The organism is Hymenobacter sublimis, from assembly GCF_023101345.1.
In the GTDB taxonomy this organism is placed as follows: Bacteria; Bacteroidota; Bacteroidia; order Cytophagales; family Hymenobacteraceae; genus Hymenobacter; species Hymenobacter sublimis.
Genome location: NZ_CP095848.1, coordinates 1,563,026 through 1,589,418, shown reverse-complemented (window position 1 = coordinate 1,589,418; position 26,393 = coordinate 1,563,026). Strand labels below are relative to the sequence as shown.

At 59.9% G+C, this 26,393-nt stretch carries 18 protein-coding genes and 3 tRNA genes; 8 read left to right on the top strand and 13 right to left on the bottom strand.

The features are described from left to right. The first annotated feature begins 59 nt into the window (after positions 1 to 59). Positions 60 to 1,052, top strand: coding sequence for a Ppx/GppA phosphatase family protein (locus MWH26_RS06710; protein WP_247976598.1), 993 nt, complete (start codon positions 60 to 62; stop codon positions 1,050 to 1,052). Between the two features lie 113 nt (positions 1,053 to 1,165). Here the strand turns inward: MWH26_RS06710 and ppk1 are convergent, their stop codons facing one another. The 6 genes from ppk1 to MWH26_RS06680 all read right to left on the bottom strand — a co-directional run bounded on the left by ppk1 (position 1,166) and on the right by MWH26_RS06680 (position 6,685). Then, positions 1,166 to 3,451 carry a polyphosphate kinase 1 gene (gene ppk1 / locus MWH26_RS06705; protein WP_247976597.1) on the bottom strand — a complete coding sequence of 762 codons (2,286 nt, stop codon included), beginning with the start codon at positions 3,449 to 3,451 and terminating at the stop codon, positions 1,166 to 1,168. A gap of 53 nt (positions 3,452 to 3,504) precedes the next feature. Then, the gene (locus MWH26_RS06700) at positions 3,505 to 3,885 is read right to left on the bottom strand and encodes a RidA family protein (protein ID WP_247976596.1); all 381 of its coding nucleotides are present in this window, start codon (positions 3,883 to 3,885) and stop codon (positions 3,505 to 3,507) included. A 60-nt stretch (positions 3,886 to 3,945) separates the two neighbouring features. Continuing rightward, the gene (gyrB, locus tag MWH26_RS06695; protein ID WP_247976595.1) at positions 3,946 to 5,934 is read right to left on the bottom strand and encodes a DNA topoisomerase (ATP-hydrolyzing) subunit B; all 1,989 of its coding nucleotides are present in this window, start codon (positions 5,932 to 5,934) and stop codon (positions 3,946 to 3,948) included. 378 nt (positions 5,935 to 6,312) lie between these two features. Next, positions 6,313 to 6,386, bottom strand: a tRNA-Arg gene (locus tag MWH26_RS06690). A gap of 47 nt (positions 6,387 to 6,433) precedes the next feature. Further along, positions 6,434 to 6,510, bottom strand: a tRNA-Pro gene (locus MWH26_RS06685). Between the two features lie 87 nt (positions 6,511 to 6,597). Then, a tRNA-Ser gene (locus tag MWH26_RS06680) sits at positions 6,598 to 6,685 on the bottom strand. A gap of 180 nt (positions 6,686 to 6,865) precedes the next feature. Between MWH26_RS06680 and MWH26_RS06675 the strand changes: the two genes are divergently transcribed. The 4 genes from MWH26_RS06675 (at position 6,866) to MWH26_RS06660 (ending at position 11,840) form a co-directional block, all read left to right on the top strand. Further along, positions 6,866 to 7,861, top strand: a complete 996-nt coding sequence (locus MWH26_RS06675) for a VWA domain-containing protein (protein WP_247976594.1) — start codon at positions 6,866 to 6,868, stop codon at positions 7,859 to 7,861. After that, the gene (locus tag MWH26_RS06670; RefSeq protein ID WP_247976593.1) at positions 7,858 to 8,823 is read left to right on the top strand and encodes a hypothetical protein; all 966 of its coding nucleotides are present in this window, start codon (positions 7,858 to 7,860) and stop codon (positions 8,821 to 8,823) included. Before MWH26_RS06675 ends, MWH26_RS06670 begins: the two co-directional genes overlap by 4 nt. Positions 8,824 to 8,980: 157 nt before the next feature. Next, the gene (locus MWH26_RS06665) at positions 8,981 to 10,162 is read left to right on the top strand and encodes an acetyl-CoA C-acyltransferase (RefSeq protein ID WP_311136886.1); all 1,182 of its coding nucleotides are present in this window, start codon (positions 8,981 to 8,983) and stop codon (positions 10,160 to 10,162) included. Between the two features lie 220 nt (positions 10,163 to 10,382). Next, positions 10,383 to 11,840 carry a toxin-antitoxin system YwqK family antitoxin gene (locus tag MWH26_RS06660; protein ID WP_247976592.1) on the top strand — a complete coding sequence of 486 codons (1,458 nt, stop codon included), beginning with the start codon at positions 10,383 to 10,385 and terminating at the stop codon, positions 11,838 to 11,840. A gap of 122 nt (positions 11,841 to 11,962) precedes the next feature. On the opposite strand, the gene MWH26_RS06655 is transcribed toward MWH26_RS06660, so the two are convergent. The 7 genes from MWH26_RS06655 to MWH26_RS06625 form a co-directional block, all read right to left on the bottom strand. Next, positions 11,963 to 13,264, bottom strand: a complete 1,302-nt coding sequence (locus tag MWH26_RS06655) for a sensor histidine kinase (RefSeq protein WP_247976591.1) — start codon at positions 13,262 to 13,264, stop codon at positions 11,963 to 11,965. 106 nt (positions 13,265 to 13,370) lie between these two features. Beyond that, on the bottom strand, positions 13,371 to 14,753 hold the full coding sequence (locus MWH26_RS06650) for a sigma-54-dependent transcriptional regulator (protein ID WP_247976590.1): 1,383 nt from the start codon (positions 14,751 to 14,753) through the stop codon (positions 13,371 to 13,373). Positions 14,754 to 14,798: 45 nt separating this feature from the next. Next, a complete protein-coding gene (locus MWH26_RS06645) occupies positions 14,799 to 15,998 on the bottom strand; it encodes an ABC transporter permease (protein ID WP_244695821.1) in 1,200 nt (399 codons plus the stop codon). 60 nt (positions 15,999 to 16,058) lie between these two features. After that, positions 16,059 to 17,324 carry an ABC transporter permease gene (locus tag MWH26_RS06640; RefSeq protein WP_247976589.1) on the bottom strand — a complete coding sequence of 422 codons (1,266 nt, stop codon included), beginning with the start codon at positions 17,322 to 17,324 and terminating at the stop codon, positions 16,059 to 16,061. Positions 17,325 to 17,418: 94 nt separating this feature from the next. Then, on the bottom strand, positions 17,419 to 18,162 hold the full coding sequence (locus MWH26_RS06635) for an ABC transporter ATP-binding protein (protein WP_247976588.1): 744 nt from the start codon (positions 18,160 to 18,162) through the stop codon (positions 17,419 to 17,421). A gap of 253 nt (positions 18,163 to 18,415) precedes the next feature. Next, entirely contained in the window at positions 18,416 to 19,894 is a 1,479-nt protein-coding gene (locus tag MWH26_RS06630) for a TolC family protein (protein ID WP_247976587.1), read from the bottom strand. 103 nt (positions 19,895 to 19,997) lie between these two features. Further along, positions 19,998 to 21,245, bottom strand: a complete 1,248-nt coding sequence (locus MWH26_RS06625; RefSeq protein WP_247976586.1) for an efflux RND transporter periplasmic adaptor subunit — start codon at positions 21,243 to 21,245, stop codon at positions 19,998 to 20,000. Positions 21,246 to 22,194: 949 nt separating this feature from the next. On the opposite strand from MWH26_RS06625, the gene MWH26_RS06620 reads away from it, so the two are divergent. The 3 genes from MWH26_RS06620 to MWH26_RS06610 all read left to right on the top strand — a co-directional run bounded on the left by MWH26_RS06620 (position 22,195) and on the right by MWH26_RS06610 (position 26,300). Then, positions 22,195 to 24,657, top strand: a complete 2,463-nt coding sequence (locus tag MWH26_RS06620) for a TonB-dependent receptor (RefSeq protein WP_247976585.1) — start codon at positions 22,195 to 22,197, stop codon at positions 24,655 to 24,657. A 496-nt stretch (positions 24,658 to 25,153) separates the two neighbouring features. After that, positions 25,154 to 25,537: a hypothetical protein gene (locus MWH26_RS06615; protein ID WP_244695813.1), complete on the top strand. Its 384-nt coding sequence runs from the start codon at positions 25,154 to 25,156 to the stop codon at positions 25,535 to 25,537. Positions 25,538 to 25,835: 298 nt separating this feature from the next. After that, positions 25,836 to 26,300 carry a carboxypeptidase-like regulatory domain-containing protein gene (locus MWH26_RS06610; protein WP_247976584.1) on the top strand — a complete coding sequence of 155 codons (465 nt, stop codon included), beginning with the start codon at positions 25,836 to 25,838 and terminating at the stop codon, positions 26,298 to 26,300. Positions 26,301 to 26,393: the final 93 nt, after the last annotated feature.

The following is a 26,393-nucleotide window of genomic DNA, read 5'->3' as shown; positions in this document are numbered from 1 at the left end:
TTTCCACCCCTTCTGACCGGCTATATTTGTTTGTCCCCTTCCGCCACACCTTTCTCTGAATGGAATATCCTCTGCTGAAACTAGCCGCCATTGATATTGGGTCCAACGCCGTGCGCTGCCAGATTTCGGCCGTGCTACACTACGGCGACCGGTACCGGCTCAAGCGTGTGGAATACGTACGCTACCCCCTGCGGCTGGGCGAGGATGTGTTTGCCAGCGGCCGGATTTCGGCTAAAAAGGAAGAGAAGTTCATTAAGTTTCTGCACGCCCTGCGCTTGCTGATGGAGGTGCACGATGTGGCCCCGAACCACTACTTGATCTGTGCTACTTCGGCCATGCGTACCGCCCAGAACGGACAAGAGGTAGCCGCCCGCATTCAGCAGCAACTCGGCATGACGGTGCGGGTTATTGACGGGCAGGATGAGGCCGCTTTCATCAACCGCGTTATCGAAAACCTGCTCGAAGACAAAAAGCACTACATCCACATTGACGTGGGCGGAGGCAGCACCGAGTTCAACATCTACCACGACCGGCGCAAGGTAGCCTCGCAGTCGTTTGAGGTAGGCTCCATTCGGCGGATGCAGCAGGAAGAGGCGGGCCTGAGCACGGAAGCCATGCGCGAAACCTGGCAGCGCATGGAAGAATGGGTAACGGAAAACGCTCGGCGCTACCACGTAACCCGGGCCATTGGCACCGGCGGCAACATCAACAAGCTCTACAGTATGGCTCAGGCGGGCGTCGATAAGCCCGTTACCCGCCGCCGTATTGCCACCATCCTCGACCACCTCACTTCCATGAGCATGGATGAGCGGGTGAACGTGGCCCTGCTCAACCCCGACCGGGCCGATGTCATCGTGCCCGCTGGCCACATCTACCTTTCCGCCATGGAATGGGCCAATGTGCACCAGATGATTGTGCCCGATATCGGCCTGAAGGACGGTATGCTGCAAACCCTATTCGAGGAGCACTTCGACGAGTTCCGCGCCGAAGGCGACCTGAAGCCTGGCTGCCCCAAGCCCGCCATGCAAAGCCGCCCCACAGAAGTAGAGTGAGTTTAGGGTAAAGGGAGTAAGAAGGTAGGAGGGCAAGAGTCGGGTGAAATATTGGCACGTTTGCCATTCACCCGACTCCTGCCCTCCTACCTTCTTACCCTTATGCCCTGTATTTACTCCAGCGCCGCCTCCGAATCAGCGGCGGGCTCAGCGCCCAAGTCCACGGTCACTGCTGTTTCCTCGGTGGCGTTGGGTTCATCATCCACGGGCACCGAGGGCGGGTTGTCGGCCGCGTCGGAGGTAGCGCTGGCCCGAATGGTGGCGCAGGACAGCCATTCATCGTAGAGCAAGGTTTCCGATACCAGTCCGAAGTTCTTGTTGTAGAACTCTTTATGCACGTTGAAGGCTGGCTCCTCATTATCGGGTAGGCGCTGAATGTAGGCTCCATCTTCGCGCATCACGTAGGTATTCTGGTTGTCCTTCAGGTTGAAGTACAGAATGTTAATGGCCTCGCGCTTGAGCTGGGGGTTTACAATCAGGAACAGGGCCTCAATACGCCGGTCAAAGGAGCGCACCATCAGGTCGGCGGAACCGGCGTACACCTTGGGGTGGCCGGCCTGGTGGAAGTAGAACATGCGGGAGTGCTCCAGGTAGTCGCCCACAATGCTGCGCACCTCAATGTTTTCGCTAAGCCCCGCCCTACCCGGCCGCAGGCAGCAGATACCACGCACGATAAAGCGGATGGGCACGCCGGCTTTGCTGGCCTTGTAGAACTCATCGATCATTTCCTTGTCTTCCAGGGAATTCATCTTCATGACGATGCCGCTGGGTAGGCCCTTCTTAGCATTGCGCACCTCCTCCCGAATCAGGGAAATCAGCTGCTGGCGCATGTCCTTGGGTGCCGTAATCAGGTACTCGTAGTCGTCGGGTTGGGAGTGGCCAGTAATTACGTTGAAGAATTCCGACACGTCGTGCCCGTACACGTCGTTGGTGGTGAGCAGGCTTACATCGGTGTAAATGCGCGAGGTTTGCTCGTTGTAGTTACCCGAGCCGATGTGCACGTAGCGCGTCACCTTCTCCCCTTCCTTGCGGATAATCATCATCATTTTGGTGTGCGTCTTGTACTTGCTCACCCCATAAATGACAAAACAACCCGCTTTCTCCAGCTTCGCGCCCTCCCGAATGTTGCGTTCCTCATCAAAGCGCGCCTTCACCTCAAACAGTACCGACACGTGCTTGCCGTTTTCGGCCGCTTTCAGTAGCGCGGCCGTTACCCGGGAGTCGTCGGCCAGGCGGTAAATGGTTTGCTTGATGCCCAGTACGTGCGGGTCCTCGGCGGCCTGCTCCAGTAGCCGCACCACGGGGTCGATGTTGTTGTAAGGATGGTGCAGGAGCACATCGTGGTGCTTGAGGTATTCAAACAAGTTGTCATCGGCCCCCTCCGGCAAGCTCAAGGGCGTGACGGCGGCGGGCTGCCGGAAGCCCTTGCCCCGGAAATTGGGGTGCTTCAAAATCTGCAGTACGCCCTTTAAATCAATCAGGGAGTTGATAACGAACACGTTGCCGTTATCAATGTTCCACCGCTCACGCAGCACCTGCATCAGCAAGGCCGAGGCGTTAGGCTCCACCTCCAGGCGCACGACCCTACCCTTCTTGCGGGTTTTGAGGCCCAACTGAATTTCCTTGATGAAGTCCACGTCAATATCGTCGGACTCCTCCAGGGTAAAGTCACCGTTGCGGGTGATGCGGAACAAGTCGGCCGACACAATTTCCACATTGCGAAACAGCTTGGGCAGGTTGGCCCGCACAATTTCCTCAATCGGCACGAACATCACCTTGTCTTTGCGGGTCAGCTCAAAAAAGCGCGACAGGTTCTGCGGAATCTGCACGAAGGTGAGCCGCTCCTGGCCCCGCTCGGCCTCGGCGTCGAGCCCGCCCCCGGCCCGCGTTACTACCCCGAAGATGAGCATCTGATTCATCATCAGCGGGAAGCCGTGGTACGAATCGTACACCATGGGGGTAAGCAGCGGGAAAATGGTGTGCTTGAAGTAGCCATCGGCTTTCTTCAGCTCCAGTTCCGTAAGCTCCTCCATTTTGAGTACGTTGAAGCCGTTCTTCTCAAACAGCGGCTTCAATTCGTTCAAGTAAGTCAGCGACTGGTCGTTGATGAAGCGGTGGGCAAAATCCAGCAGTTTACGCCGGAAAGGCATTTCGCGCAGCCCGGAGTAATCCACCCGCTCCTTGCCGTAGTCGATGTAGTTATAGAGTGAGCCCACCCGAATCATGAAGAACTCATCGAGGTTGCTGCTGGTAATGGCTATAAAGCGCAGCCGATCGAAGAGCGAGCGGCTAGCGTCGCGCGCCTGATCTAGCACCCGGTAGTTAAAGCGCAGCCAACTCAGGTCGCGGCTGATGTACTTGCTTTTGCGAATGAGGTCGGCAGATTTGAATAATTTCATACTGAGTAAGGAAAGGCCGGACAAAATACGAGCAAACGCCCGTAGAAGTATGGCTAGTCCGGAATAATAGCAGTGGCTTCTATTTCGACTAGCAGCCGCGGGTCAATTAGGGCGCTTACCGCCAGCATGGTGGAGGCGGGCCTGATAGTACTAAACACTTCGCCGTGGGCCCGGCCCACGGCCTCCCAATCGGCCATGTTCGTGAGGTAGATGCGGGTGCGGACCACGTGTTCCAGTGAAGCACCGGCCGCCGCCAGCGCCGCCCCAATTTTGACTAGAACCCGCTGCGCCTGCTGGTAGGCATCAACGCCCGTAATCGTGTCGCCATCCTGGGCGGTAGTACCGGCCACCTCCACCACATTGCCCACGCGCACGGCCCGTGAGTACCCCACAACCGGCTCCCAGGGAGCCCCTGACGAAATTAGCTGCCGCATGTTTCCAATTGGGTTAAAAGCAAAAAGGCCCGCTTTGCAGCGGGCCTTTTCTAGAATCAGTTACACGTCGAGTTTCGCGTACTTGGCGTTTTTCTCGATGAAGTCGCGGCGAGGAGCTACCTCGTCGCCCATGAGCATGGAGAACAGGTGGTCAGCTTCGGCAGCCGACTCCACGGTTACTTGCTTGAGGGAGCGGGTAGCGGGCTGCATGGTGGTTTCCCAGAGCTGCTCGGCGTTCATTTCGCCCAGACCCTTGTAGCGCTGCACATTCACCGTTTCCGGCTTGCCGCGGCCCAACTCTTCCTGAGCCTGCGCACGCTCGTCTTCGGTCCAGCAGTAGCGCTCTTCCTTGCCCCGCTTCACAAGATAGAGTGGCGGCAGGGCAATGTAGATGTAGCCCCGGTCCACTAGCTCCCGCATGTAGCGGAAGAAGAAGGTCAGAATCAGCGTCCGGATGTGCGAGCCGTCGATATCGGCGTCGGTCATGATGATGACCTTGTGGTAGCGCAGCTTGGCCGTGTTTAGGGCTTTGGCGTCGGCCTCAATCCCTTTCTCCACGTCGGCATTTACCCCGAAGCTCACGCCTAGGGCCGTAATCATGTTCCGGATTTCCTCATTTTCCAGAATGCGGTGCTCCTGGGCCTTCTCCACGTTCAGGATCTTGCCTCGTAGCGGCAGAATAGCCTGGAAGGCCCGGTTGCGGCCCTGCTTGGCCGTACCGCCAGCCGAGTCACCTTCTACCAGGTAGATTTCGCAGATCTCCGGGTCCGATTCTGAGCAGTCGGCCAGCTTGCCGGGCAGGGAGGTGGAGCCCAGCACGGTTTTGCGCTGCACCATCTCGCGGGCCTTGCGGGCGGCAATGCGGGCTTTAGCAGCCAGAATTACTTTCTCTACAATGATGCCGGCTTCTTTGGGGTTTTCCTCCAGGTACTGGCTCAGGATTTCGCCTACTACGGTATTTACCGCGCCGCTTACCTCGTTGTTGCCCAGCTTGGTTTTGGTCTGGCCCTCGAACTGGGGCTCGGCTACCTTCACCGAAATAACGGCCGTCAGACCTTCCCGGAAGTCTTCCCCAGAAATCTCCACCTTGGCTTTCTCCAGCTTGCCTGATTTATCGGCGTAAGCCTTCAGTGTACGGGTCAGGGCCGAGCGGAAGCCGGCTACGTGCGTGCCGCCTTCGTGGGTGTTGATGTTGTTGACGTAAGAGAAGATGTTCTCCTGGTAAGAGTCGTTGTATTGCAGTGCTACCTCTACCGGGGTGCTACCCTTCTCGCTAATCACGTGAATGGGGGCCGGCATCAGGGCGTGGCGCTCCGAGCCATCGAGGTACTGCACGAACTCGGCCAGGCCGCCCGTGGAGTAAAACTCTTCGCCCAGGAACTCCGCCCCGTTTTCGCCGGGCTCCCGGCGGTCAGTTAGGGTAATGCGGATGCCGCGGTTCAGGTAGGCCAGCTCCCGCAGACGGGAAGCAATGGTAGCGTACTTGTATACGGATTCCGTGAAGATGGTATCGTCGGGCAGAAACTCCACCTGCGTGCCGTGCTCCTCGGTTTCGCCGATTTCCTTGACCGGGTACTGGGGCGCCCCGATTTTGTACTCCTGCTCGTACACTTTGCCGTTGCGGCGCACGGTTACTTTCAGGTCCTTGCTCAGGGCATTCACGCAGCTGACGCCTACCCCGTGCAAACCACCGGATACTTTGTAGCTGTCCTTATCGAATTTGCCGCCGGCGTGCAGCACCGTCATCACCACTTCCAGGGCCGAGCGGCCTTCCTTCTGGTGGAAATCAACGGGAATACCGCGGCCGTTGTCGCGGACGGTTACGGAGTTGTTCTCATTAATGGTCACGTGGATCGTGTCGCAGTGGCCGGCCAGGGCTTCGTCAATGGAGTTATCGACTACTTCCCACACCAAGTGGTGTAGGCCTTTGATGCCGGTGTCGCCGATGTACATCGAGGGACGTTTGCGCACGGCTTCGAGCCCTTCGAGTACCTGAATGCTGTTCGCGGAGTACTCGGCGGGGGCTTTTTTCTCTTTAGTTTCGCTCATGTTGCGGTTGGTTCAGCGCTTAGTGCGTAAGTAGGCAAAGATAACGAAAAAAATCGTTTTTTTCCAGCAAAAAGGCCGATTTACCACTACGTCAGCAGCCGTTGTGTATTCCCTTCCGTGGCAGTCAGAGCCGCGCCACACCGTTCTGCTTGTAGCTCTGTTTGAGGACTACCAAGATGGATCTAAGCTGCACCGTGAATAGCGAGATACATCAGTTTTAAACGAGCTGTTTTCTGCACCACTATACCCGTGGTATTCGCTGCTATGTACGGCCTATGCGTGGCGCGTAACATGCAACATACTAGCTGGCATAGTGTAGGCTATTTCGGTGCTATAAATAAAAAAAACCCGCTTCACAAGACGTAAAGCGGGTTTCAGTGGCCCCGATTGGATTCGAACCAATGACCGGCTGCTTAGAAGGCAGCTGCTCTATCCAGCTGAGCTACGGGGTCAAAAACAAATAGCCGCCCGCCCCAAAGGTGGGCTGACGGCTATCTTGTGGTCGGGGTGGCAGGATTCGAACCTGCGGCCTCCTGCTCCCAAAGCAGGCGCGATACCGGGCTACGCTACACCCCGAAAAAGAATTATGAGTTAAAAACCAGGGCTGCCAAGGTTGTTGTGCAACATATAGCCCACAATTTCTAACTCATAATAGGAACTATGTGGAGAGGGGGGGATTCGAACCCCCGGTAACCTTTAGAGCTACGGCAGTTTAGCAAACTACTGGTTTAAGCCACTCACCCACCTCTCCAGGTGGAACTCCTTTCCGGCTGAAAGGTGTGCAAATATACAAGCGGAATGGAGAAACAAACCCTTTTCAAAAAAAATATCTTCCATCTTGCCGTTGCATTGCGAGCCGCAGAGGGCATTTTTAACTCCTAAATTCTCCGGCTCAACCTTACTTTTGCGGCGCTTGTATTGTGAACAATAAGTGGTTACCATCGTGCTGAACTGGGCGTATCCGCTGGGCTGGCCCGAGGGGTTGGTGGTCCTCTTTTTTTTTCTTTTCTACCTCGGCTACGCCCTAAGAACCCGTCGGCTGGCGGCTCCGCTGGGGCAGCGCGGCTGGCGACTGGGCTGGAAGCTGGGGCTGCGGCTGCTATATGTGAGCCTGCTGGGCGCCGCACTACTGGGTCCGGCGTACGGGCTTACCCAACGCCCCGTTCGCACGGCGGGCAAGGATGTGTGGCTGTTGGTAGACCTTTCTCGTTCCATGAATGCGGTGGATGTAGCGCCTTCCCGCTTGCAAAAAGCGAAGTCGGAGCTGAGCACTCTAATCAGCCGTTTTCAGGCCGACCGGCTGGGGTTGATTGTATTTGCCGGCGAAGCCTACGTGCAGTGCCCCCTCACCTACGATCAGGCCGCCTTACAGCTCTTTTTGCGCACACTCCAAACTTCACTGGTGCCCGCCGGTAGCACTGATTTGGCGCCGCCGCTGGAGTTGGTGCTGCAGCGCTTGGGTAGCACGCAGACGACCACCCCGGCAGCAATACCCCGCGCTACTGCTATTGTGCTGGTAACGGACGGGGAAGATTTCGGGGAGAATCTGGAGCCCACGGTGCGCGTTCTGGCACGCTCCGGCACGCGGGTATTTCCAATGGGGGTGGGCTCCGTGGAAGGCAGCCGCATCCCACAAACCGGGGGGCGGGGCTACTTGCGCGATGCCCGGGGCCGGGAAGTTGTCACCCGGCTGGCTCCAGTACCCTTGCGCCGGTTGGCGGAGCAGACCGGGGGACAGTATTTTGAACTCACGGATCGGCGGAATGAGTTTCCGTTGCTGCTAAATGCGCTTAACCGCGTAGAAGGCCAGGCAGAGCAAGTTCGCACGGTAGCCGTGGCCGACAATCGGTACCGCTACCCCTTGGTACTAGGCCTGCTGCTGCTACTACTCGATGTATTAATTACCGTAAAAGTGATTCGGCCGTGAAAAACACCCTGTTAGGTGGCATGCTGCTGCTCAGCACCTGGGGCGGCTTAACCCGCATTCACGACCGCAATGAAGCCATTCGACAAGGGGCCGCGGCCTATGCGCGCCGGGAGTACGCCGCGGCCGCGGCTGCTTATAAAACCGCAGCCGTTACGCTGGGCTCCCGCGAAGATGTAGTGTGGCTAAATCTGGCGCACGCTACGGCGCGGGCCGGGGAGCCGGGCGCGGCCCGTGGTTACTACAGCCGATTGGTAACCAGCAAAACACCCGGCATTCGGAGCGTAGCGTTGCAGCAATTAGCGGCGCTGGCCGCTGCTCAGCACGATTATGTACAAGCAGTAGGGTTGCTGCGACAGGCACTAGTAGCCAACCCGGCCAATCAGGATGCTCGCTACAACTACGAAGCCCTCCGCGCCTTTCTGGAGCGACGAGCGGCCGCACCCCAAACGCCCCCGCCCGGCACGGATGGCAGCCCCCAAAACAGCCCAACGCCTACCCCTACCCCACGCGCCGGCACTGACCAGGCGGGTAGCCTCCCAGACCCTGCCCGACCACAAGACCCTAGCTCAGCTCCTCAACCCCAGACTGACCCCGCCGGTCAGCGTAACCCAACCCAACCTTCAGCCACTCCCGGCAGCTCCGTCAACCAAGGATTCCGGCCAGGAGCAGGGCCTCAGCGCAGTGTGAGCCGAGGTAGTGAGCCGGGCTCGGTGCGCGGGCTGAGCGATGCGGAAAGCGGCCCGGAAGCGCCGGGCGGCTCAAGTCGGCGGGGAGGAACTGAGGCCGCTACCAACGCCGAAGCAAACACCCAAACGCAACGGGCCCGTTTGCAGCAAATGAACTTGAGTCCAGGCCAGGCGCGCCAGCTACTAGAAGCCCTGCACACGGCGGAGCAGCAGTACCTGCAGCAGTTACCCCGCAAAGCCACTGCCCCAGCCCCCAAAGGCAAGCCGGGCTGGTAAGTTCATAGCAGCTTAACTCTGGGCAACGGCAGTAGCTGAACACTAAGGCGCAGGGCCTGCTTGCTCTAGCCTACGCCTCTCCTACCCTATTGGCCGAATTCCTACCTTTACGGGAAAGCAGCCCACCCAAAACCAAACCATTCCACCCATTCAATTTATGCAAATCAAGGAAGTAGTAATTGTAGCCGCCGTGCGCACGCCCATTGGCTCATTTGGGGGCAGTTTGGCCTCATTGTCGGCCACTGAACTGGGGGCCATTGCCCTGAAAGGCGCGCTGGAAAAAGCCGGCATTGACGGTCAGGAAGTTGATCAGGTGATAATGGGCAACGTTATTTCTGCTAACCTGGGCCAGGCTCCTGCCCGGCAAGCTGCCAAGAAAGCTGGCCTGCCAGACACGGTAGAGTGCACCACGGTTAACAAGGTGTGTGCTTCCGGCACCAAAGCCATCATGTTCGGAGCCCAAGCTATTATGCTGGGGCAGTCGGAGGTAGTGCTGGCGGGTGGCATGGAAAGCATGTCGAATGTACCTTACTACCTCGATAAGGCCCGTTTTGGCGCCAAGTACGGTCATGGCCAGATGATTGACGGTCTGATGAAGGACGGCCTGTGGGACCCCTACCACGATTTCGCCATGGGTGTAGCCGCCGACCGCACCGCCACCCACTACGGCATCACCCGCGAGGAGCAGGACGCCTTTGCCCAGCAGAGCTACGAGCGGAGCGCCGCTGCTGCTAAAGCTGGCAAAAAGAAAGACGAAATCGTGCCCGTAACCATTACGGTACGCGGTAAGGAAACCGTCATCAGCGACGATGAGGAGTACACCAAGGCTGATTTCACCAAGTTTGCGGGCCTGAAGCCGGCTTTCGGCAAAGAAGGCACCGTAACGGCCGCCAACGCTTCTACGCTTAATGATGGGGCCGCCGCCGTGCTGCTCATGAGTCGGGAGAAGGCCGAGCAACTGGGCGTGAAGCCCCTGGCCTTGATTCGGGGCTTCGCTGATGCCGAGCAGGCTCCGGAGTGGTTTACCACTTCCCCAGCCCTGGCAATTCCCAAAGCGCTGAAGCACGCCGGTCTGGAGGCCAAGGATGTTGATTTCTACGAAATCAACGAGGCTTTCTCGGTGGTTTCGCTGGCCAACAACAAGCTGCTGGAACTGGAGGGAATCAAGGTGAACCCTTACGGCGGCGCTGTATCGTTGGGGCACCCGCTGGGCGCTTCGGGCGCGCGCATCGTTACTACCCTGGTAAATGTGCTGCACAACGAGGGCGGCAAAATTGGAGTAGCCGGCATCTGCAACGGGGGCGGCGGAGCCAGCAGCCTCGTGGTAGAAAAACTGTAAGCCCAGACTTCCGGCGGGTTTTCCGAATTCGCCGGACTTTCTGCCTGATTCAGGTGGTAAAGCCCTGCTGCATTTGCGGCAGGGCTTTTGTTTTGCGGGTAGCAGATGCATGGTTTGGGGTGAATGGGTGCGTATCGTTCGGCTGATTTTACCTACCCGCTACCCCTTGCCACCGGTTGTCATTCGAAAATACTTTCTGCTTTACTGCGTTCTTGCGCCTATGAAACGACTTGCCCTTGCTCTGCTGCTGCTAACTTCCACGGCCGCTCAGGCCCAGAAGCTGCGACGCCTCACTACCTATTTCGATTCTACGAATACCCGCAAGCGGGAAATATTCTCGGCTCTGGTAGCTGCTGATACCGTCATGCAGGGCCCCTACAAGCGGTTTTACTACTCTGGCAAGCTGGAGGCCCAAACTCGCTACACCGATGGGAAGCGCGACTCAGCCTACGTAGAGTTTCATCCTACCGGCGGCCGGCGGCTGGAGGTCACCTACCAGCAGGGCGTCCGCCAGGGCCCTTTCAAAACGTATTACCCCACCGGCAAAATCGCCCAGGAAGGCACCTACCAGGACGATCAGCCGACGGGCACGCTACGCTACTACCACCCTAGCGGGGAAGTAAAGCTGGAAACCACGCTCAGCAACGGCCAGCCCGCCGGGGCCATCCGGGAGTTGTATCCGTCGGGCAAGCCCCGGGTGGAAATCACCTACCAGAACGGGCAAGCCAACGGGCCAGTGAAAACCTACTTTGAAAACGGTCAGCTGCAAAGTGAGGGAGTGTACAGCAAAGGATTGCTGGCGGGCCCCTATAAAACGTACTACGACAACGGCCAGGTAGAAACGGACGTGCAGGCCGATAAAAGCGGCAAGGGCAGCTACCGCAGCTTCTACCGCTCGGGCAAGCTGCGCACAGAGGGCACCTACGCCCCCGCTACCCTGGTGGGCAGGGCCGTAAAAAACCCCTTGGCCGACGATCTGACCAAGCAAGCCAAAAACTTGGCCGGGGGTACCAGCAACCTCGATGGACCGGCGAAATCTTACTACGAAAGCGGGGCCGTGAAAAGCACCCAAACCTACCGCCAGGGCGTGCTGGTGGGCACCCAGCAGGATTTCTATGAGTCGGGAAAAGCCCAGCAGAAGATTGAGTACGCCAACCAGGGCCGCGACCGGCGCATTACGGCTTATTACGAGGACGGCCTCCCTAAGGAAGAGCAACAGTACAAGAACGGCCAGCCCGCAGGCCAGTGGCGTACCTTTCACCCCGGCGGCAAGCAGGTGCAAAAGCAGGAAACCTACGTGAATGGCAAGCTGGCCGGCGAGCAACTTACCTACTACCCCACCGGCACCGTGCAAAGCAAGCTGACCTTCGAAAACAGCAAGCCCATAGGACTGGGGCAGGAATTCTACCCTTCTGGCAAGCTTAAAGCGGAGACTACCTACGTGAAAGGCCTCAAGATGGGCCCCTTCCGCCAGCTGCGGGAGGATGGCACGCCCGAAATAACCGGGGCCTTCCGCAATGGCAAGGAAACCGGCGTATGGAGCTATTTCGCCCCCGATGGCAAGACGGTGCAGGAAAAGAAAACCTTCCGCAACGGGCAGGTAGCTACCGATGCAACACCTCCTGCTGGCCGGCCCGCTCCTACCCGCAAGCCCGCCGCGCCGGTGAAGCGCAAATAAGGAAAGCCAATTATCGAACCATCCGTTATCCGGCGCCCACGCTACGTAGTTACTATAGCTGGCAACTACACGGCGTGGGCGCTGTAGTGTTTGGCCCCTACCGTTAGTTTCACTGGCTTGCGCTAAGCCAACCGGATGGTGAAGGCGGTAGTACCGTGCGGCGTTGGAGCCAGCTCGAACGAAAAGCCGTGGGCCAGTAGAATGTCGCGCACCAGGGTCAGGCCGATGCCCTGGCCGTCGCGCTTGGTGCTAAAGAAGGGCGTGAACAAGCGGCGCTGCACCTCGGGCGGAATGCCGGGGCCGTCGTTTTCAATGCTGATGCAGGCGGGCTCCCGGCTGGTGCGCACCCACAGGTTACCTTCTTCGCCAATGGCTTCTAGGGCATTCTTGCAGATATTGAGCAGAGCCTGCTCCAACTGCTGGGCATCCAGGCGGACAACCAGCGGGCCAGGCGCGAAATCAGTGTGCCAGTGAATGCGCCGGCGCCCAGCTTGCACGTGCAGTAGCCGCTCAGTGGTGCGCAGCAGCTCGTGCACATCGGTGGGGTGGCACTGGGGCAAGGGCAGGCGCACGAGGTTGGCGAAGTTGGCAATGAAGTTGGCCAGGTGGGTATTGCGACTGATGGACACGTCGAGGGCCTCCGTAAAATCGGGCTGGTCATCGGGGCGGAGCTGGGGCGCGTAGTGGTGGAAGCTCTGCAGAATGGAGTTGATGGCGCCGATGGAGTTGTTGATTTCGTGCGACATCATCCGGATCAGCTTCTCGTAGGCCTGTTTTTCCTGCCGAATCAGGTCCTGGGTTAGCTCCTCCAGCACAATGAAGCGGCGCGAAAATCCCCGGTCAATAAAGCGGGAACAGTGGGCACGGTAGGTCTGAATGCCGGAGAGCTGCACCACCTGCGGCGCCTGCTCCGACAGGTTGGCCAGCGTACTACCCCAGTCGCCGGGCAGGTAGGCGGGCTCCTGCCCGAGCAGCTGCGCGGCCGGCAGGTTTAGCATCCGCTCGGCGGCTGGGTTCACGCCCTCAATCCGGCCGTCGAAGGTGAGCAGTAGCACGCCGGCTGGAGAGGCTTGAATTAGACTTTCCAGCAGGTAGCTTTTCTCGTGCTGAGTGACGCGTTCCTTGCGCAGCTCCTCAATCATGTGGTTGTACACATCAATAAGCTGGTCCATTTCGCGCTGCCCTACCGGCACAAACTTCATGGAGAAATCCTTGGCCCGGATGGCTTCGGTGCCGGCCGCAATCAGGTGGAAGGGCCGCACAAAGCCCTTGTAGAGCTGCACCGTGAGCAGAATACTAACGGCCAGTAGCACCTCCAGGCCCACAAACAACGGCGCGTTGGTGCGCATTACCTGCCCCGCCAGCACAATAAGCACCGCATGAATCAGGACAACGAACAGGACGAATTTGGTGCGCAGAGACATGAAAGCCGGTGAAATGATAGTGCTCTAAACTAGAATTAAAACCCAGCTCCTCTCCTCACGCGGAGGAGGAAGCCGGGTTTTACTTGTGCCCCATGCCTGCCCGCAGCTACTCCGCATCAAACGGAATAGCGTATTTTTCCAGCCTACGGTAAAGGGCGCCGCGGCTCAGACCCAGGGCTTTAGCCACGCGGCTGATGTTGCCGCTGTAGTGCTCCAGGGTGCGGCGAATCATTTGGGCTTCTAGCTCGTCGAGGGTAATGGTGCCGGGCTCGGGTAGCTCGCCGACCTCGGCGGAGCGGGCGGGGGCGCGTTGGAACTGGGCCTGAAAATCATCGGGGCCCAGTTCGTCCTTGCCACTGACCAGCACGGCGCGCTCCACCAGGTTTTTGAGCTCCCGGATATTGCCGGGCAAGGGTTGCTCCTGCAGCCAGTGCTGGGCGCGGGTGCCTACCTTCAGGGCCGGGCGGTTGTAGGTAGCGCGCAGCCCATCCACGAAGTGCTGCACCAGCAGCGGAATGTCCTGGGGCCGCTCGCGCAGGGCAGGCAAGCGCACGGTAATCAGGTTGATGCGGTAAAACAGATCCTCGCGAAAGCGACCCTGCTGCACCATTTCGGCCAGGTTGCGGTTCGTGGCGCAGATAACCCGGATGTCGAGGCGGCGCGGCTTACTGTCGCCGAGCACCTCGTAGGTGCGGTCTTGCAGCACCCGCAGCAGCTTTACCTGGCTACCGAGGTCCAGCTCCCCAATTTCGTCCAGGAAAATAGTACCACCATTAGCTAGCTCAAAACGGCCCACCCGGTCGGTTTTGGCATCAGTGAAGGCCCCGCGGCGGTGGCCAAACATCTCGCTTTCAAACAAAGAGGCCGAAATGCCGCCCAAATTTACTTTCACGAAGGGCTGGCGGCGGCGTTGGCTGTTCTGGTGCACGGCCTCCGCAATCAGCTCCTTGCCCGTCCCCGATTCGCCCTCGATGAGCACGGAAGCATCGGTGGCCGCTACCTGCCCTACGTTGCGCAATACCTGCAACAGGCGCACATCCTGGCCCACAATTCCGCGGAAATTGTACTGCTTATCGAGTTGGCGGCGGGAAAAGGCAGTGGGGTCGGCGTCGGGGTCCGGCTCGTGCAGGGCTAGAATTGTGCGGATGGTTTGCAGCAGGGAGTCGTTGTGCCAGGGCTTGGTGATAAACTCGGCGGCGCCGGCCTTCATGCCTTCCACGGCCAGCGTGATGCTACCCCAGCCGGTAATCAGAATCACGGGCAGGGCCGGCACCAAACGCTTTACCTGAGCTAGCAACTGCAGGCCGTCGTGCCCGCTGGTGTCAAGGGAGAAGTTCATGTCCAGGAGCAGCAGGCGGGGCGGACTCTCGCTTACCTGCTTCAGCACTTCAGCGGGTGTAGCTACGCTGCGCGTGGCGTAGCGAGCCTGCTTCAGCAGCAGCCCCAGCGAAGTGCGCACGGCCAGGTCGTCGTCGGCAATTAGTATCATAGCTCAGGGGCGAAGGAAGGAAATCGGCGGGTAATTTGCGGCGCCCTATTCTTCGCGCAGCGCCACGGCCGGATGGATGGCGGCCGCCAGCCGGCTGGGGTATAGCGCGCAGAGGGCCGTAATCAGGTACACGGCCACGGCCGCCACGCCCATGCCGGCCAGGTACAGCGCGGGGGCCAGGCTGAAAGCGCCCAGCAGCGGAAACTGCGCCGCCAGCAGGCAGCCCAGCACCACGCCCAGGGTCGTTACCACCAGCATCTCGCCCAGAAACTGCCAGCTGATGGCCGCCCCAGTGGCGCCCATGGCCCGGCGCAGCCCAATTTCGGCCCGGCGCTGACTGATGTTGTACCAGAGCACGCCGAACAGGCCTAGGGCCACGTTCACAATCAGGAATACGCTCACCAGGGCCAGACCTACCACGGGCACGAGCGTGTAGCGGCGTTTGTGCAGGCGGTCATCTTCCATCACGCGCACCATGGTCGTCCATTGGCGCGTGACGCCGGCCACGGTGCGGGCTATTTTTTCCTGCAGCTCGCCGCCCGCGCCGGGCGCCACGCGCACCACCACGTTGGCCGTTTCCCAGCGTGTGGTGTCAAACGGCAGCAGGCGCTTCCACATCGAGGGCACGGGGGCACTGAAGTCGTTTTCCATGCGCACGTTCTCTACCACGCCCGTCACCAGAAACTCGTCCTCGGGCTTGGGATTGGGGCCGGGCTCCACCCAGGAAAAGACTTTTCCCAGCGCGGGCTCGGGGCCGAACAGCTTTTCGCGCAGGTCCTGGCTGATGACGACCGGGCGGTAGTGGCTGCCGTCGTCGGCCTTCTCAAACCAGCGTCCTTCCCGCAGCTGCAGGCCCAGGGCCTGGGCGTAGCGGTCATCGGCGTCATAAATGTTGGATTGCCCCGACTTTCGCCCCTGGTAGGCAAACTCCGACGTATTGGTGCTGAACGTGAACGGCACGTTGCCGCTGGTGAGGGCCACGTGCCGGATGCCCGGCAGCGCCTTCACCTGGCGCAGCACCTCGTCGAGCTCGGCGCGGGGCATGGTCTCGTTTTGCCCGGCCCTGATTTCAAGCCGCCACACCTGCTGGGAGTCGAAGCCGTGGGGCGAGAGAAAGTTGGCGCCAAAGGTGATGAGCATGGTACCGACCCCAAACAGCACCACGAAGGAGAAGAAGATTTCCGACACCAGCAGCGCGTTGTTGCGCTTGCGGTTCCAGATAAGTTTAAACAAGTGCCGAAACATACGAGCAGGATATGAGGTGAGAGGAAAAAGGGCTGCTGCCCCAGTAAGGTGGCCTGGCCGTTACTTCTGCTCCCCGCTGCCGCGCAGGGCCACCACCGGGCTCAGGCGCGACATCTTCCAGGCCGGGTACACGCCGCTCATCAGGCCGAAGACCAAGGCCAGCAGCAGCCCCCAGCCAAATACCCGCCAGCTCAGGGCAAACTGCGCGTAGGCCACTATGTGAGCCTCGTTGAGCAGGGCCAGGGCCCCGGCCGCCAGGCCCAGGCCCAGCAGCCCGCCCACCAGGGCCAGCACCACGTTTTCCACCAGAAACTGCCCCACCAGGTTGCTGCCCGTGGCGCCGAAGGCCTTGCGTACCCCAATCTCGCTGGAGCGCTCCAGAATGCGGGTCACGTTCAGGTTCACCAGGTTCAGGGCGGGCAAGAGCATAAACATCAGGCCTAGCACCGTGCAAATCAGGTAGAAGGTTCCCATGTTATCTTTATCCAGCGTCTGGGAGCCGCCGTCGAAGTGTAGCGCCCGCGTAAAGCTGGCCAGCATGGAGTCGGCGTAGGAATACAGGGCCCGTACTTCCTTGGGATTCGGAATTTCTACCCGCCGCATCATCTGCTGGTATTCCTCGCGCACGGCCGCCACGGCGGCCGTTGTGGGCGCCAGCAATACAATCATAAACTCCCCCCCGATGCGGTTGTCGCGCGCCAGCGAGGGGCTCAGGCTGTAGGGCACCCACACGTCGGAGTAGGAAGCAATGTGCGCCGCCGACACGTCGCGCACCACGCCCGACACGCGGTAGCGCTTCAGGTCAATTTCGATGGTGCGGCCCACCACGTCGGCCGTCCCGAAATAGTTGCGGGCCGTGGTTTCGTTGAGGACGCACACCGGCTGAGCCTGGGCCACCTCGCTGCTGGTAAAGGCCCGCCCGCCCAGAAACTCAAAGTCCAAAATGCGCCAAAACTCGCCGTCGGTATAGCGGATATCCAGGGGCAGTAGGCCACTCTTGACGAAAGCCGTGGCATTGTAGATGTTCGACATGATGCCGATCCTCTCTGGGGTTTTGAGCTTGCGCACGTAGTCGTCCACGAAATGCAGGCTGGCGGGCATGTTCATCCAGCCGTGGTCGTCCGCCATCTGCTGGCGGATAGTATTCACGAACAACATGCGGTCGATGCGCTTTTCCGGCATGTTGGGCCCCACCACATGATCCACCAGGGCCATGACTACCAGCAGAATCATCAGCGTGAAGCTGACGCCAAACAGGTTGATGAAGGTGAAGAACTTGCGACGCAGCAAGACCTTCCAGGCAATTTTGAGGTAGGAAAGAAGCATGGGACAAGGTGAATTTGTGAAAGGTGAACTTGTGAAAAGGTGGTTGTTAGCTTAGGTAGCGCTTGCACAACTTCACCTTTCACAACTTCACCATTTACTGAACTTGGCTTCCGTCGAAGAAGCGGATGAGGCGCTGGGTTTTGTGGGCCTGCTGCTCGTCGTGGGTTACCATCACAATGGTGGTGCCCTCCTGGCGGTTGAGACCCAGCAGCAGTTCCATGATTTCCTCGCCCATCACGGAGTCGAGGTTGCCGGTGGGCTCGTCGGCGAGAATGATTTCGGGGTTGCCGGCCAAGGCCCGGGCAATGGCCACGCGCTGGCGCTGGCCCCCGGAAAGTTGGCTGGGAAAGTGGTTGGTGCGGGCGCTCAGCCCTACCTTGTCGAGGGCAGCGTAGGCCCGCTCCCGCCGCTCCCGGCCGCCTACCCCCGCGCGGTACAGCAAAGGCAGCTCCACGTTATCGAGCACCGAGAGGTCGTTGATGAGGTGGTAGCTCTGGAAAACAAACCCAATTTTCTGGTTGCGCAGTGCGGCTAGCTCCTTGTCGGAGTAGGACTGCACCGGGCGACCATCCACTTCAATAATGCCGCTGGTTGGCTCATCCAGCAGCCCGATAATGCTAAGCAGCGTGGACTTGCCGCAGCCCGACGGCCCCATAATCGAGACGAACTCGCCCTTGTTGATGGTCAGGTTTACCCGGTTCAGAGCAACGGTTTCAATGGTTTTGGTTTGGTAGACTTTCTCAATGTCGCGGAGCTGAATAACGGGCTGGGAGGTAGCGGCCAGCGGTGCGCTGGTAGCCAGGGGCCGCACGGCCGATTGGGCGAGGATGTTTTCCATGAGCAGGTCGAGGGTAGGAAAAGTGAGAAAGGCTTGCGAAAGAGTTGTCCGGTATTGGGCAGTAGGCTACCCAGGCTATAGTGGTGTTGCCAAGCAAGATGCCAACTTCATATTAATCTGTTTTTCAATTATTTACATCAAAATCCCAAATTGTAGCTTTAGTAAAAGTTGTCCGGTTCCGGACAGGGTGTTCGATATTGAAGGGCGTCTTGCGCGTGGCATGGCAGACAAAAACAACGGCCGTTTTTGGTGCTTACTGAGCCGTGAGGGGCAGCTGCCGCTCGAAGTCGTAAAGGGTGAGGGCCCGGAGGCGGTAGTGAGCCACCCAGGCCGCGCGCAGGGCCAGAATGTAGGTGCGGCGGGCCTGGTCCTTTTCGGCGGAAGCAATGGTAAGGTCGGTGAGGCTGATGCGGCCGACTTTGTAAGTGGCCTGGGCAATGTCGTAGCGGCGCTGGGCCAGAGAATCGGCGCGGGCGGCCAGGTCCAGCTGCTCGCTGAGGGTAGCAAGCTGGGTGGCCTGCACCTGCACGCTCTGCTCGAAGGAGGCTTCCTCCTGCGCCACATCGGTTTGCACCTGGCGGCGGGTTAGCTCCGCCGTTTTCACGATGGATTTCTGCTTGCCCCAATCTACCAGCGGAAGGGCAAACGTGAGGCGTACCTGCTGCTGGTTTTGCAAGGCGGCGTAGGTATCCCACAGATTGCCAGCCTGATTGACGTAGCCCAAATTCGCCGCCAGCGTGGCCTGAAACCCCGTGGTGCCCCGGGCCAGCGCTACCTCCCGCTCGGCCAGCAACAAGCGCCGCCGAAAGGCCAGCACCTGGCTGCGGTTTTCGCGCGCTTGGCTCAGGGCTTGCTCGGCAGGTACTACCAGCCGCGGCGCGGCGGCCGGCACCACCAGGCGCAGAGCATCGGCCCGCAGACCCGTGTAGCTCTGCAGATTCACGGCCGCATTCTGGGCGTCTAGTCGGCCCTGGGCCATGGCCTGGCGGGCATTCAGCAGGTTTAGCTCCAGGCGCAACAGGTCGCTCTGGGAAAGGCGGCCGAGCTGGTATAGCTCCTTGCCAATGCGCAACAGCTCCTCGTTGGCCTGCACGTTCTGGCTGGCTACCTCGGCGTTAACTTGCTCCTGCAACACGTCAAAATACAGCTCCGTGATGCGCTGGGCAATGCCCTCACGCTCCTCTAGGTACTGGCGCTGGCTTTCCTGGTAGCGCAGTGGCTCAATGCGCCGGGCCCACTTCAGCCCGTTGAACATGCCGAGCGGCTGGGTTAGGCCAATGGCTACGGGCTGGTTGTTGTAGCGCTTCAGGCCCCCGTTGAAGTCGTCGAAGCGCTGCACCTCGGAGGCCACGAAAATCTGCCCACCCGTCAGGCCAATGTTCTGGCTTACCGACAAGGCGAGGTTGGAGTTGTTGATACGCACGGCCCGGAAGTCGGTGGTGCCATCGGGCTGCACCACGGGCGTAATCACGCGGCTGAAGCCCGGCAAGGTGCCTTGCAGCCCTAGCTGAGGCTTGTAGTTGGCCTGGTAGGTGCGCCACTCCCAGTAGCTTTTGTCGCGAGTAGTTTGGGTTTGCTTGGCGGCGGCCGACTGACTTAGGGCCAGCTCAATAACCTGATTCAGCGATAAAGTAGAAGGCTGGCTCTGCGCCAGCGCGGGAACAGCCAGCAGCACTAGCAGGCTGCCGAGGCGCCCAGGTGCGCCTTGTCGTTGAGTGATTAACTGTTGCACGACTGACCCAGAACGATTCCAGGTAAACAACCTCAGCAACGAGGAGGCGCGAATACGCAGCTCTACAGTCCAGATGACAGGAAATATCCGGTTCATGGCGCCGCTAATCGTTGAGGGTGAGTTCGGGCGTATCCACGTGGTCCTTCATATCGGACACGATGACTTCCTCGCCCGGGCTGAGGCCGCCGGTTATCTGCACGTAGTCGAAGTTGCTTTCCCCGAACTGCACGGTACGACGCACCGCCTTCCCTTCCTTCACCACGAACACCGGCTGCTCTTTACCGCCCTTGTAAAACGGGCCGTTTTTCACGCGCACCACGTTGTGCAGGGCCTTGGTAACTACAAACACATCGGCCCGCAGATTGGAGCGCAGGGCCGGGTGATGGTCCTGGGCCAGAGCGGCGTAGAAGGTGACTACCCCCTTCTCCACGGCCGGGCTTACGGTAGTGATGGTGCCGCGCAAATCGGTGCCGTTCACGCGAATCACGACTGGGTCCTGCGGGTGCAGGGCGTCGGCGTAGGCATCGGAAATGGTGGCTCGCACCCGGAAGCGGCTCAGGTCGGCCACTCGGGCCAGGGCGTCGCCGGCCTGCACGGTGCTACCTAGGTTCTCGTTTACCCAGGTCAGCACGCCCGGCTGCTGGCTGCTAATGTTGGCCTGCTGCAGCTTGCCGGCCAGCTCGGCAATGCTGCGTTCCTGAATTTGTAGGGTGAAGCCCAGCTCCCGCACATCAGCGGCATTGGCGGCGCGCTGGTTCCGAATTTGCTCGGCCAGGCGCTGCAGCTCCAGTTGGGCCACTTTTAGGCTTAGCTCAGCCTGGCGCACGCTCTCGGAGGTGCCGCCACCAATTTTGAGCAGGTACTGCTCGTCGCGCAGGGCCGACTGCAGGCTGCGAACTTTCACCTGCTGCACCTGCTCCTGGGAGCGAAGGTCGTTCAGAGCTTTTTCGAGGGTGAGCTGGAGCTGGCTGTTTTTATTGCGGTTCTGCTGCTGCTCATCCTGGAGCTTGGCCAGGGCCGTGTTGGTCAGTTCCCGGTCCAGCTCCAGAATCGTTTGGTTCGGCTGCACCTTGCTGCCCACGGCTACCAGCACCCGGCGGATAGTGCTCTGGATGGGACTGGTGATGACGGCTTCGTGAGCCGGAATAATGACGCCGGCTGCCGTAAGGGAGGCTTCCACGTTGCCGGTTTCGGTGCGGGCCGTTAGCACGGTGTTGCGCTCCAGGCTGGGCTTGAGCACGCGGCGGAAGGCCAGCAGCCCCGCTGTCAGCAACACCAGCGCGCCCAGCCCTAGCAGCCACCGGCGGCGCTGGCGGCGGTTCAGGGTTGCAGTAGGTATAGCTCTGTCCATTTTCGTACAGGAAAGGAAGGTTTTCCTATAGGGTCAGCCAAGCAACATGCCAAGTGTATAAATAAATGATATTCAATGCCTTACACCCCAATTATAAAAACAGCGCTTTACAAAATATGTCCAAGAATGGACAAGCTGTTCGAAAACGAAAGGCAGTGCAGTATCCGAGCGGGGCAAGCAAAAGCCTACTGCAGCCCGCCACGCCGAAGCATCTCGCCCACTGCCATTGAAACGGTAGCCAAATTGAGAACAAACGGTACGATTCGATTTGGCCTCCGCTCAGCCGAAGTACCACTACCTCTGGCTACTTCACGAGGTAGCAGTGAAGCGGTAGAGATGCTTCCACTTTACCCAGCAGGATACCTACTACCATAACGTCAGCCAAACACGCTACTTCGGTTCCGCTTCTGCCGGACGTTACGCTATCCATACCTGTCTATATCAGTTTGATAAGATATTTTCTGCTGGTCAGGCAACGGGTGTTTCTCGCCGTGCATCTATTCTCCTGGTAGCCAACCACTGTCGCCGCGGCCGCTCATAGTCCAGGTTATTCGGTGGGGCTCCGTCTTCCAGCTTACAGCAAAACACAAGGTTTTCATCGAATCAAAAAATAATTTCTACAGGTACCTTGCTTTACATAGTACCTTCGCTTACCTTTGGACTGTTGATTAGCTGAACTCTCTGCCGCGGCGCAGCTCCTTTCCTGAGCTTGCTGCGGTACCTGCCAGCCACCACCGTGGGCCAACCGGGCCGGGTGCTGGGTCGCTAGCCGGAAACGTTTGTTTCTCGCCGCGGCGCTTGTGTTCTGGTTGCCTGGCCTCCCCGCAATTGCTGCCTGGAGCCCCTGCTTTTCGTGTCTGAATTTCTGGCAACCATGCCAGCCCAGCGGAACCGCGGCCGCCGGGCACGGCCTCTCCTTGCCCGATTCGTCCCCAACCACTCCCTTTTTATGACTACCTCCCTGTCTTCCGGCCGGGCCCTGCGGGGCCTGGGGTTCCTCGCTATGCTCTTTCCCCTGGCCGCCGCGGCCCAGCAGCAACCAGCTGGCTCCATTTCTGGCACCCTGCTCGACCAAGCCAACGGGCAGCCGCTACCCTTCACCAACGTCGTCGTGCTGCGGGCTCAGGATTCGAGCTTCGTGGCCGGGGCCGAAACCGCTGAGAATGGCCGGTTTGCGCTGGAGAAGCTGGGCATGGGTAACTACCTGCTGAAAGCTTCGGCGGTGGGCTACCAGGGTCTGCACCGCACGGTAGCCCTCACCAGCGCCACACCTACCCTGCAACTGGGCCCCATGAAGCTAAAATCTACCGCTACCCAGCTGGCTGGCGTAACGGTGCAGGGCGAGCGGGCTGCCGTGCAGGAAAGCCTAGACAAGAAGGTAATTAACGTAGAAAAAGACCTGAGCAGCGTGGGCGGCACGGCCGTAAACGTGCTCCAAAACGTGCCCTCCGTAACGGTAGCCCCCGATGGCACCGTGAGCATGCGCGGCTCCTCCAACATCACCATTCTCATTGATGGCAAGCCCAGCAACTCAGCCAACAGCGGGGCCGGCGGCAACCGCCTAGAGCAGATTCCGGCCAGCAGCATTGAGCGGGTGGAAGTTGTCACGAACCCCTCGGCCCGCTACGATGCCGCCGGGGCCGGTGGGGTGCTCAACATCATCCTGAAAAAGCAGAAAAAAGACGGCTGGAACGGCCAAGCCGTGCTGAACGTGGGCACCCGCGACAAGTATAATACCAGCCTGAGCCTCAACCGCCGCACGGGCAAGCTCAACGTGTTTGGCTCCTTCGACCTGCGCGACGACCACTACCGCAGCCGCATGTGGAGCGACCAGTACACGACCCTGGAAAACCGCAGTCTGCGTACCTACCAGCAGGGCACCAACCTGCGCCACAGCAAGAGCTACAATGGCCGCTTGGGTTTCGACTACACACTCCCCGCGGGCCAGTCGTTGACTTTCACGCTGGAACCCAACTTTAACCGCAGCCGCAACACCGGCAACCAATTGGCCACCCTTAGCGGCGACACTACGGCCCGGATTGGCAGCACCTTTGGCGTCACGGAGAACATCGACAATATTGATGCCTCCGTAGACTACCGCCGCACCTGGGAGGCCCACAAGGGCCGGGAGCTGACGGGCAGCGTGAACTACACCTTTCTGAACGCCGATGTGGTCGTGGCCCAGCGTAATACCGAGGGCTCCCCTGATTTGCGTGAGTGGCAGCAAGACCTGGATGTGCGCCTGAACGCCGTGGCCGGCCAACTCGACTACGTGCACCCCTTGGGCGAGAAGGCCCGCGTTGACGCCGGCTTCAAGGGCCAATACCAGCGCAACGGCGGCACCGACGATTTCCTGCGCCAACAGGCCGACGGCCCCGCCTTTGACCGCCTCCCCGACCGTTCCTACGAGTACACCTTCCGGGAGCTGACCCAGGCCGCTTACGCTACCTATCAGCAGGAAATCAACAAGTGGCGCATGCAGGGCGGGCTGCGGGCCGAGTACACCCACACCAGCGGCGAGGTGCTGAACGGCAACGGCCCCTTCCGTTTGCGCTACCTGAACCTGTTCCCCTCGGCCACCGTGGAGCGCACCCTGCCCGGCAAAGACCAACGCGTGAAGCTGAGCTACTCCCGCCGCCTGAACCGGCCCGGTTTCATGCAGCTGCTGGCTTTCCCGCTCTACCAGGACCAGCGCAGCTACCGCATTGGCAACCCCACGCTGCGGCCTGAGTACATCAACGCCTTTGAACTGGGTCACCAAGTGAGCATGGGCCAGGCTTCGCTGACGTCGACCTTGTTCTACCGCCACACCGACAACACCATTCAGCGTTTGGTGCGGGTAGACGAGGAAGCCACCCAGCGCTACGGGGCCGGGGCGGTTATTACGGCCCAGTACGTGCGCAACTTCGGGCAGGCTACTAGCTACGGCGCGGAGGTTTCCCTGAACCAGCCCCTAGCCAAGTGGTGGCGCCTGACGGCCAGTGGCTCCCTGTTCCAAAACACCGTAACGGCGGCCACCGGCAACGAAGCCAACCGCCGCATTGTTTCGGGCACGGCCCGCGTGATGAACTCCTTCACGCCTACCCCCAAGCTGGACATGCAACTTACGGGTAACTACCGCGCCGCCGCCGTAACGGCACAGGGTCGGGTGGCGCCGGTGGGCTCCGTGGATGTGGCCCTGCGCCAGCGCCTGTTCACTGACCGCGCCGCCCTGACCCTGCGCGTATCGGACATTTTCAACACCCAGCGCAACCGCTCCGAGTCGTTCACGGAAAACTTCCGGGCCGAGTACTACAACAAGTGGGAGTCGCGGGTGGGCTACCTGGGTTTCAGCTGGTACCTGGGCTCCAACAAGCCCCCGAAAAAGATTGAAAACCAGCCTCAGGGCGGTGGGGGCGGCTTCGGCGGCTAGCTGGGGCCAGCAACTGAAAAATAAATTTTCGATTTGCTGTAACGACCGGCTCAACGCGCGGTATTCACAGCAGCAACGGTCTTTAAGGCGCACCGCCGCACGCACTGCTACCCTGACAGACACTACCCGCACCGGCGAAAACAACATAAAATATTCAACATATTTTTTATCCCTCAGGCATCCTTTCTACCGCCGCTTCCATCTTTTAAGTACCTGCTCCCCAACCTACTATCTGGCAGATAGCTCGCTACTTCTGCTGCTCTTTACAGCTCCTGCTTCACCCCGCGGCGACGTTGCTTCCCGGTACCGTCATGGCCTCCCGCCCGCTGAAGCTGCCCGCCGCTCCTGCCGGCTGGGCGTTGTCCTCGCGCTGCCTTTCCGGCTGCACTGCGGGGCCTGGCTTTCCTCTTGCGTTGTTGCTGCTTCCGTGTTTCGGCAGGCCCGTTGGCCAGCCGGCGAGTGGCTTGTTGTGCCCATTTTTTTCCTACTAATCCTCATGAAAACTTCCCTGCTTTCCCGTCTCGGTATCCTCTGCGCCTCTCTTGTGGTGCTACCCGCCTCCCTGGCCCTGGCCCAAACCACGTCGTACAGCGAAGCGCCCGTTATTGCTAAATCGGGCTACTGGATGCTGGAAACGGACCCCAAGCGCCCCGACTACACCGTGGTTCGATTCTACAACGACCAGCACGAGGAACTGTACCAGGAGCGGCTGAGCGGTATTTGCCTGAACCCTTTGAAAAACCGGGCTACCCACCGCCGCGTTGCTCAGATGCTGGGCACCGCCCTGGATCAAGTGCAGCGGATGCAGTCCAACGCGGTAATATCTACCACGCTGGCCTCCACCGCCCGGCGCATGCCCCGGACCTACGCCGTGAAGTAGCCGCCGCGCACTACCAGCTACCGGAAGTGCTACCCCGTTACCCCTAGCTATTCATAGTATATTCTTCCGTGCCAGCCACTCTGGTTTGCCTGGCGCGTAGTGAGTTCTTGCTGAACCCCGCCGCGCCGATTATCTGGGCGCACGACCCAGCCGGGCTTGGCTTCTTGCTAGCCTACCCCATTGGGCTCGACGTTTTACCCTGCTTTTCCTGACCCTCGCCGGCATCTTCGGAACGGAACCGCGGCCCTTCTTCGGCCCGGCGAGGGCCACTCCTTTTCCTTTCTTTTCCCGTACTACCATGAAAACTTCCTTTGTTTCCGGTGCCCTGCTGGGCTTTTCCCTTCTCGTTGCGGGCCCTCAACTGCCTGTGCAGGCCGGCTCCACTCCGAACCGCGGTACGGTATCGGGCCGCCTTTTCGATGGGCAAACCCAGGAGCCCATTCCGCACTCCTACGTGGTGGTGCTGCGGGCCTCCGATGGACGCCTGATGAAATCAGTAGAAACCGATGCCCAGGGCCATTTTCGGGCGACGGGCCTGCCCCTGGGCCGCTACGTGGTGCGCACCACGGTACTGGGTTACCACGCCCTTCGGCCCGCCGTGACTTTGCACCAGGCCCGCACCCAGCATGCGCTGGGCACCATGGTGCTAGTACCAGTAACCATGCCTCAGGTAGCCCGCGCCGACCGGCAGGCCTGGGCCAAGCGCACTGCCGCCGTAGCAGCCGTTGAGCCGCGCCGCCCAGTAGTGCGCACCCGGTCTTAGGTACTCCACAACTCAGGATAGGTAGTAATTCACCAGTATACAAGGCCAGCCAGCAGCTTCCAGTGCGGAGGGCTGCTGGCTGGCCCGTTGCGT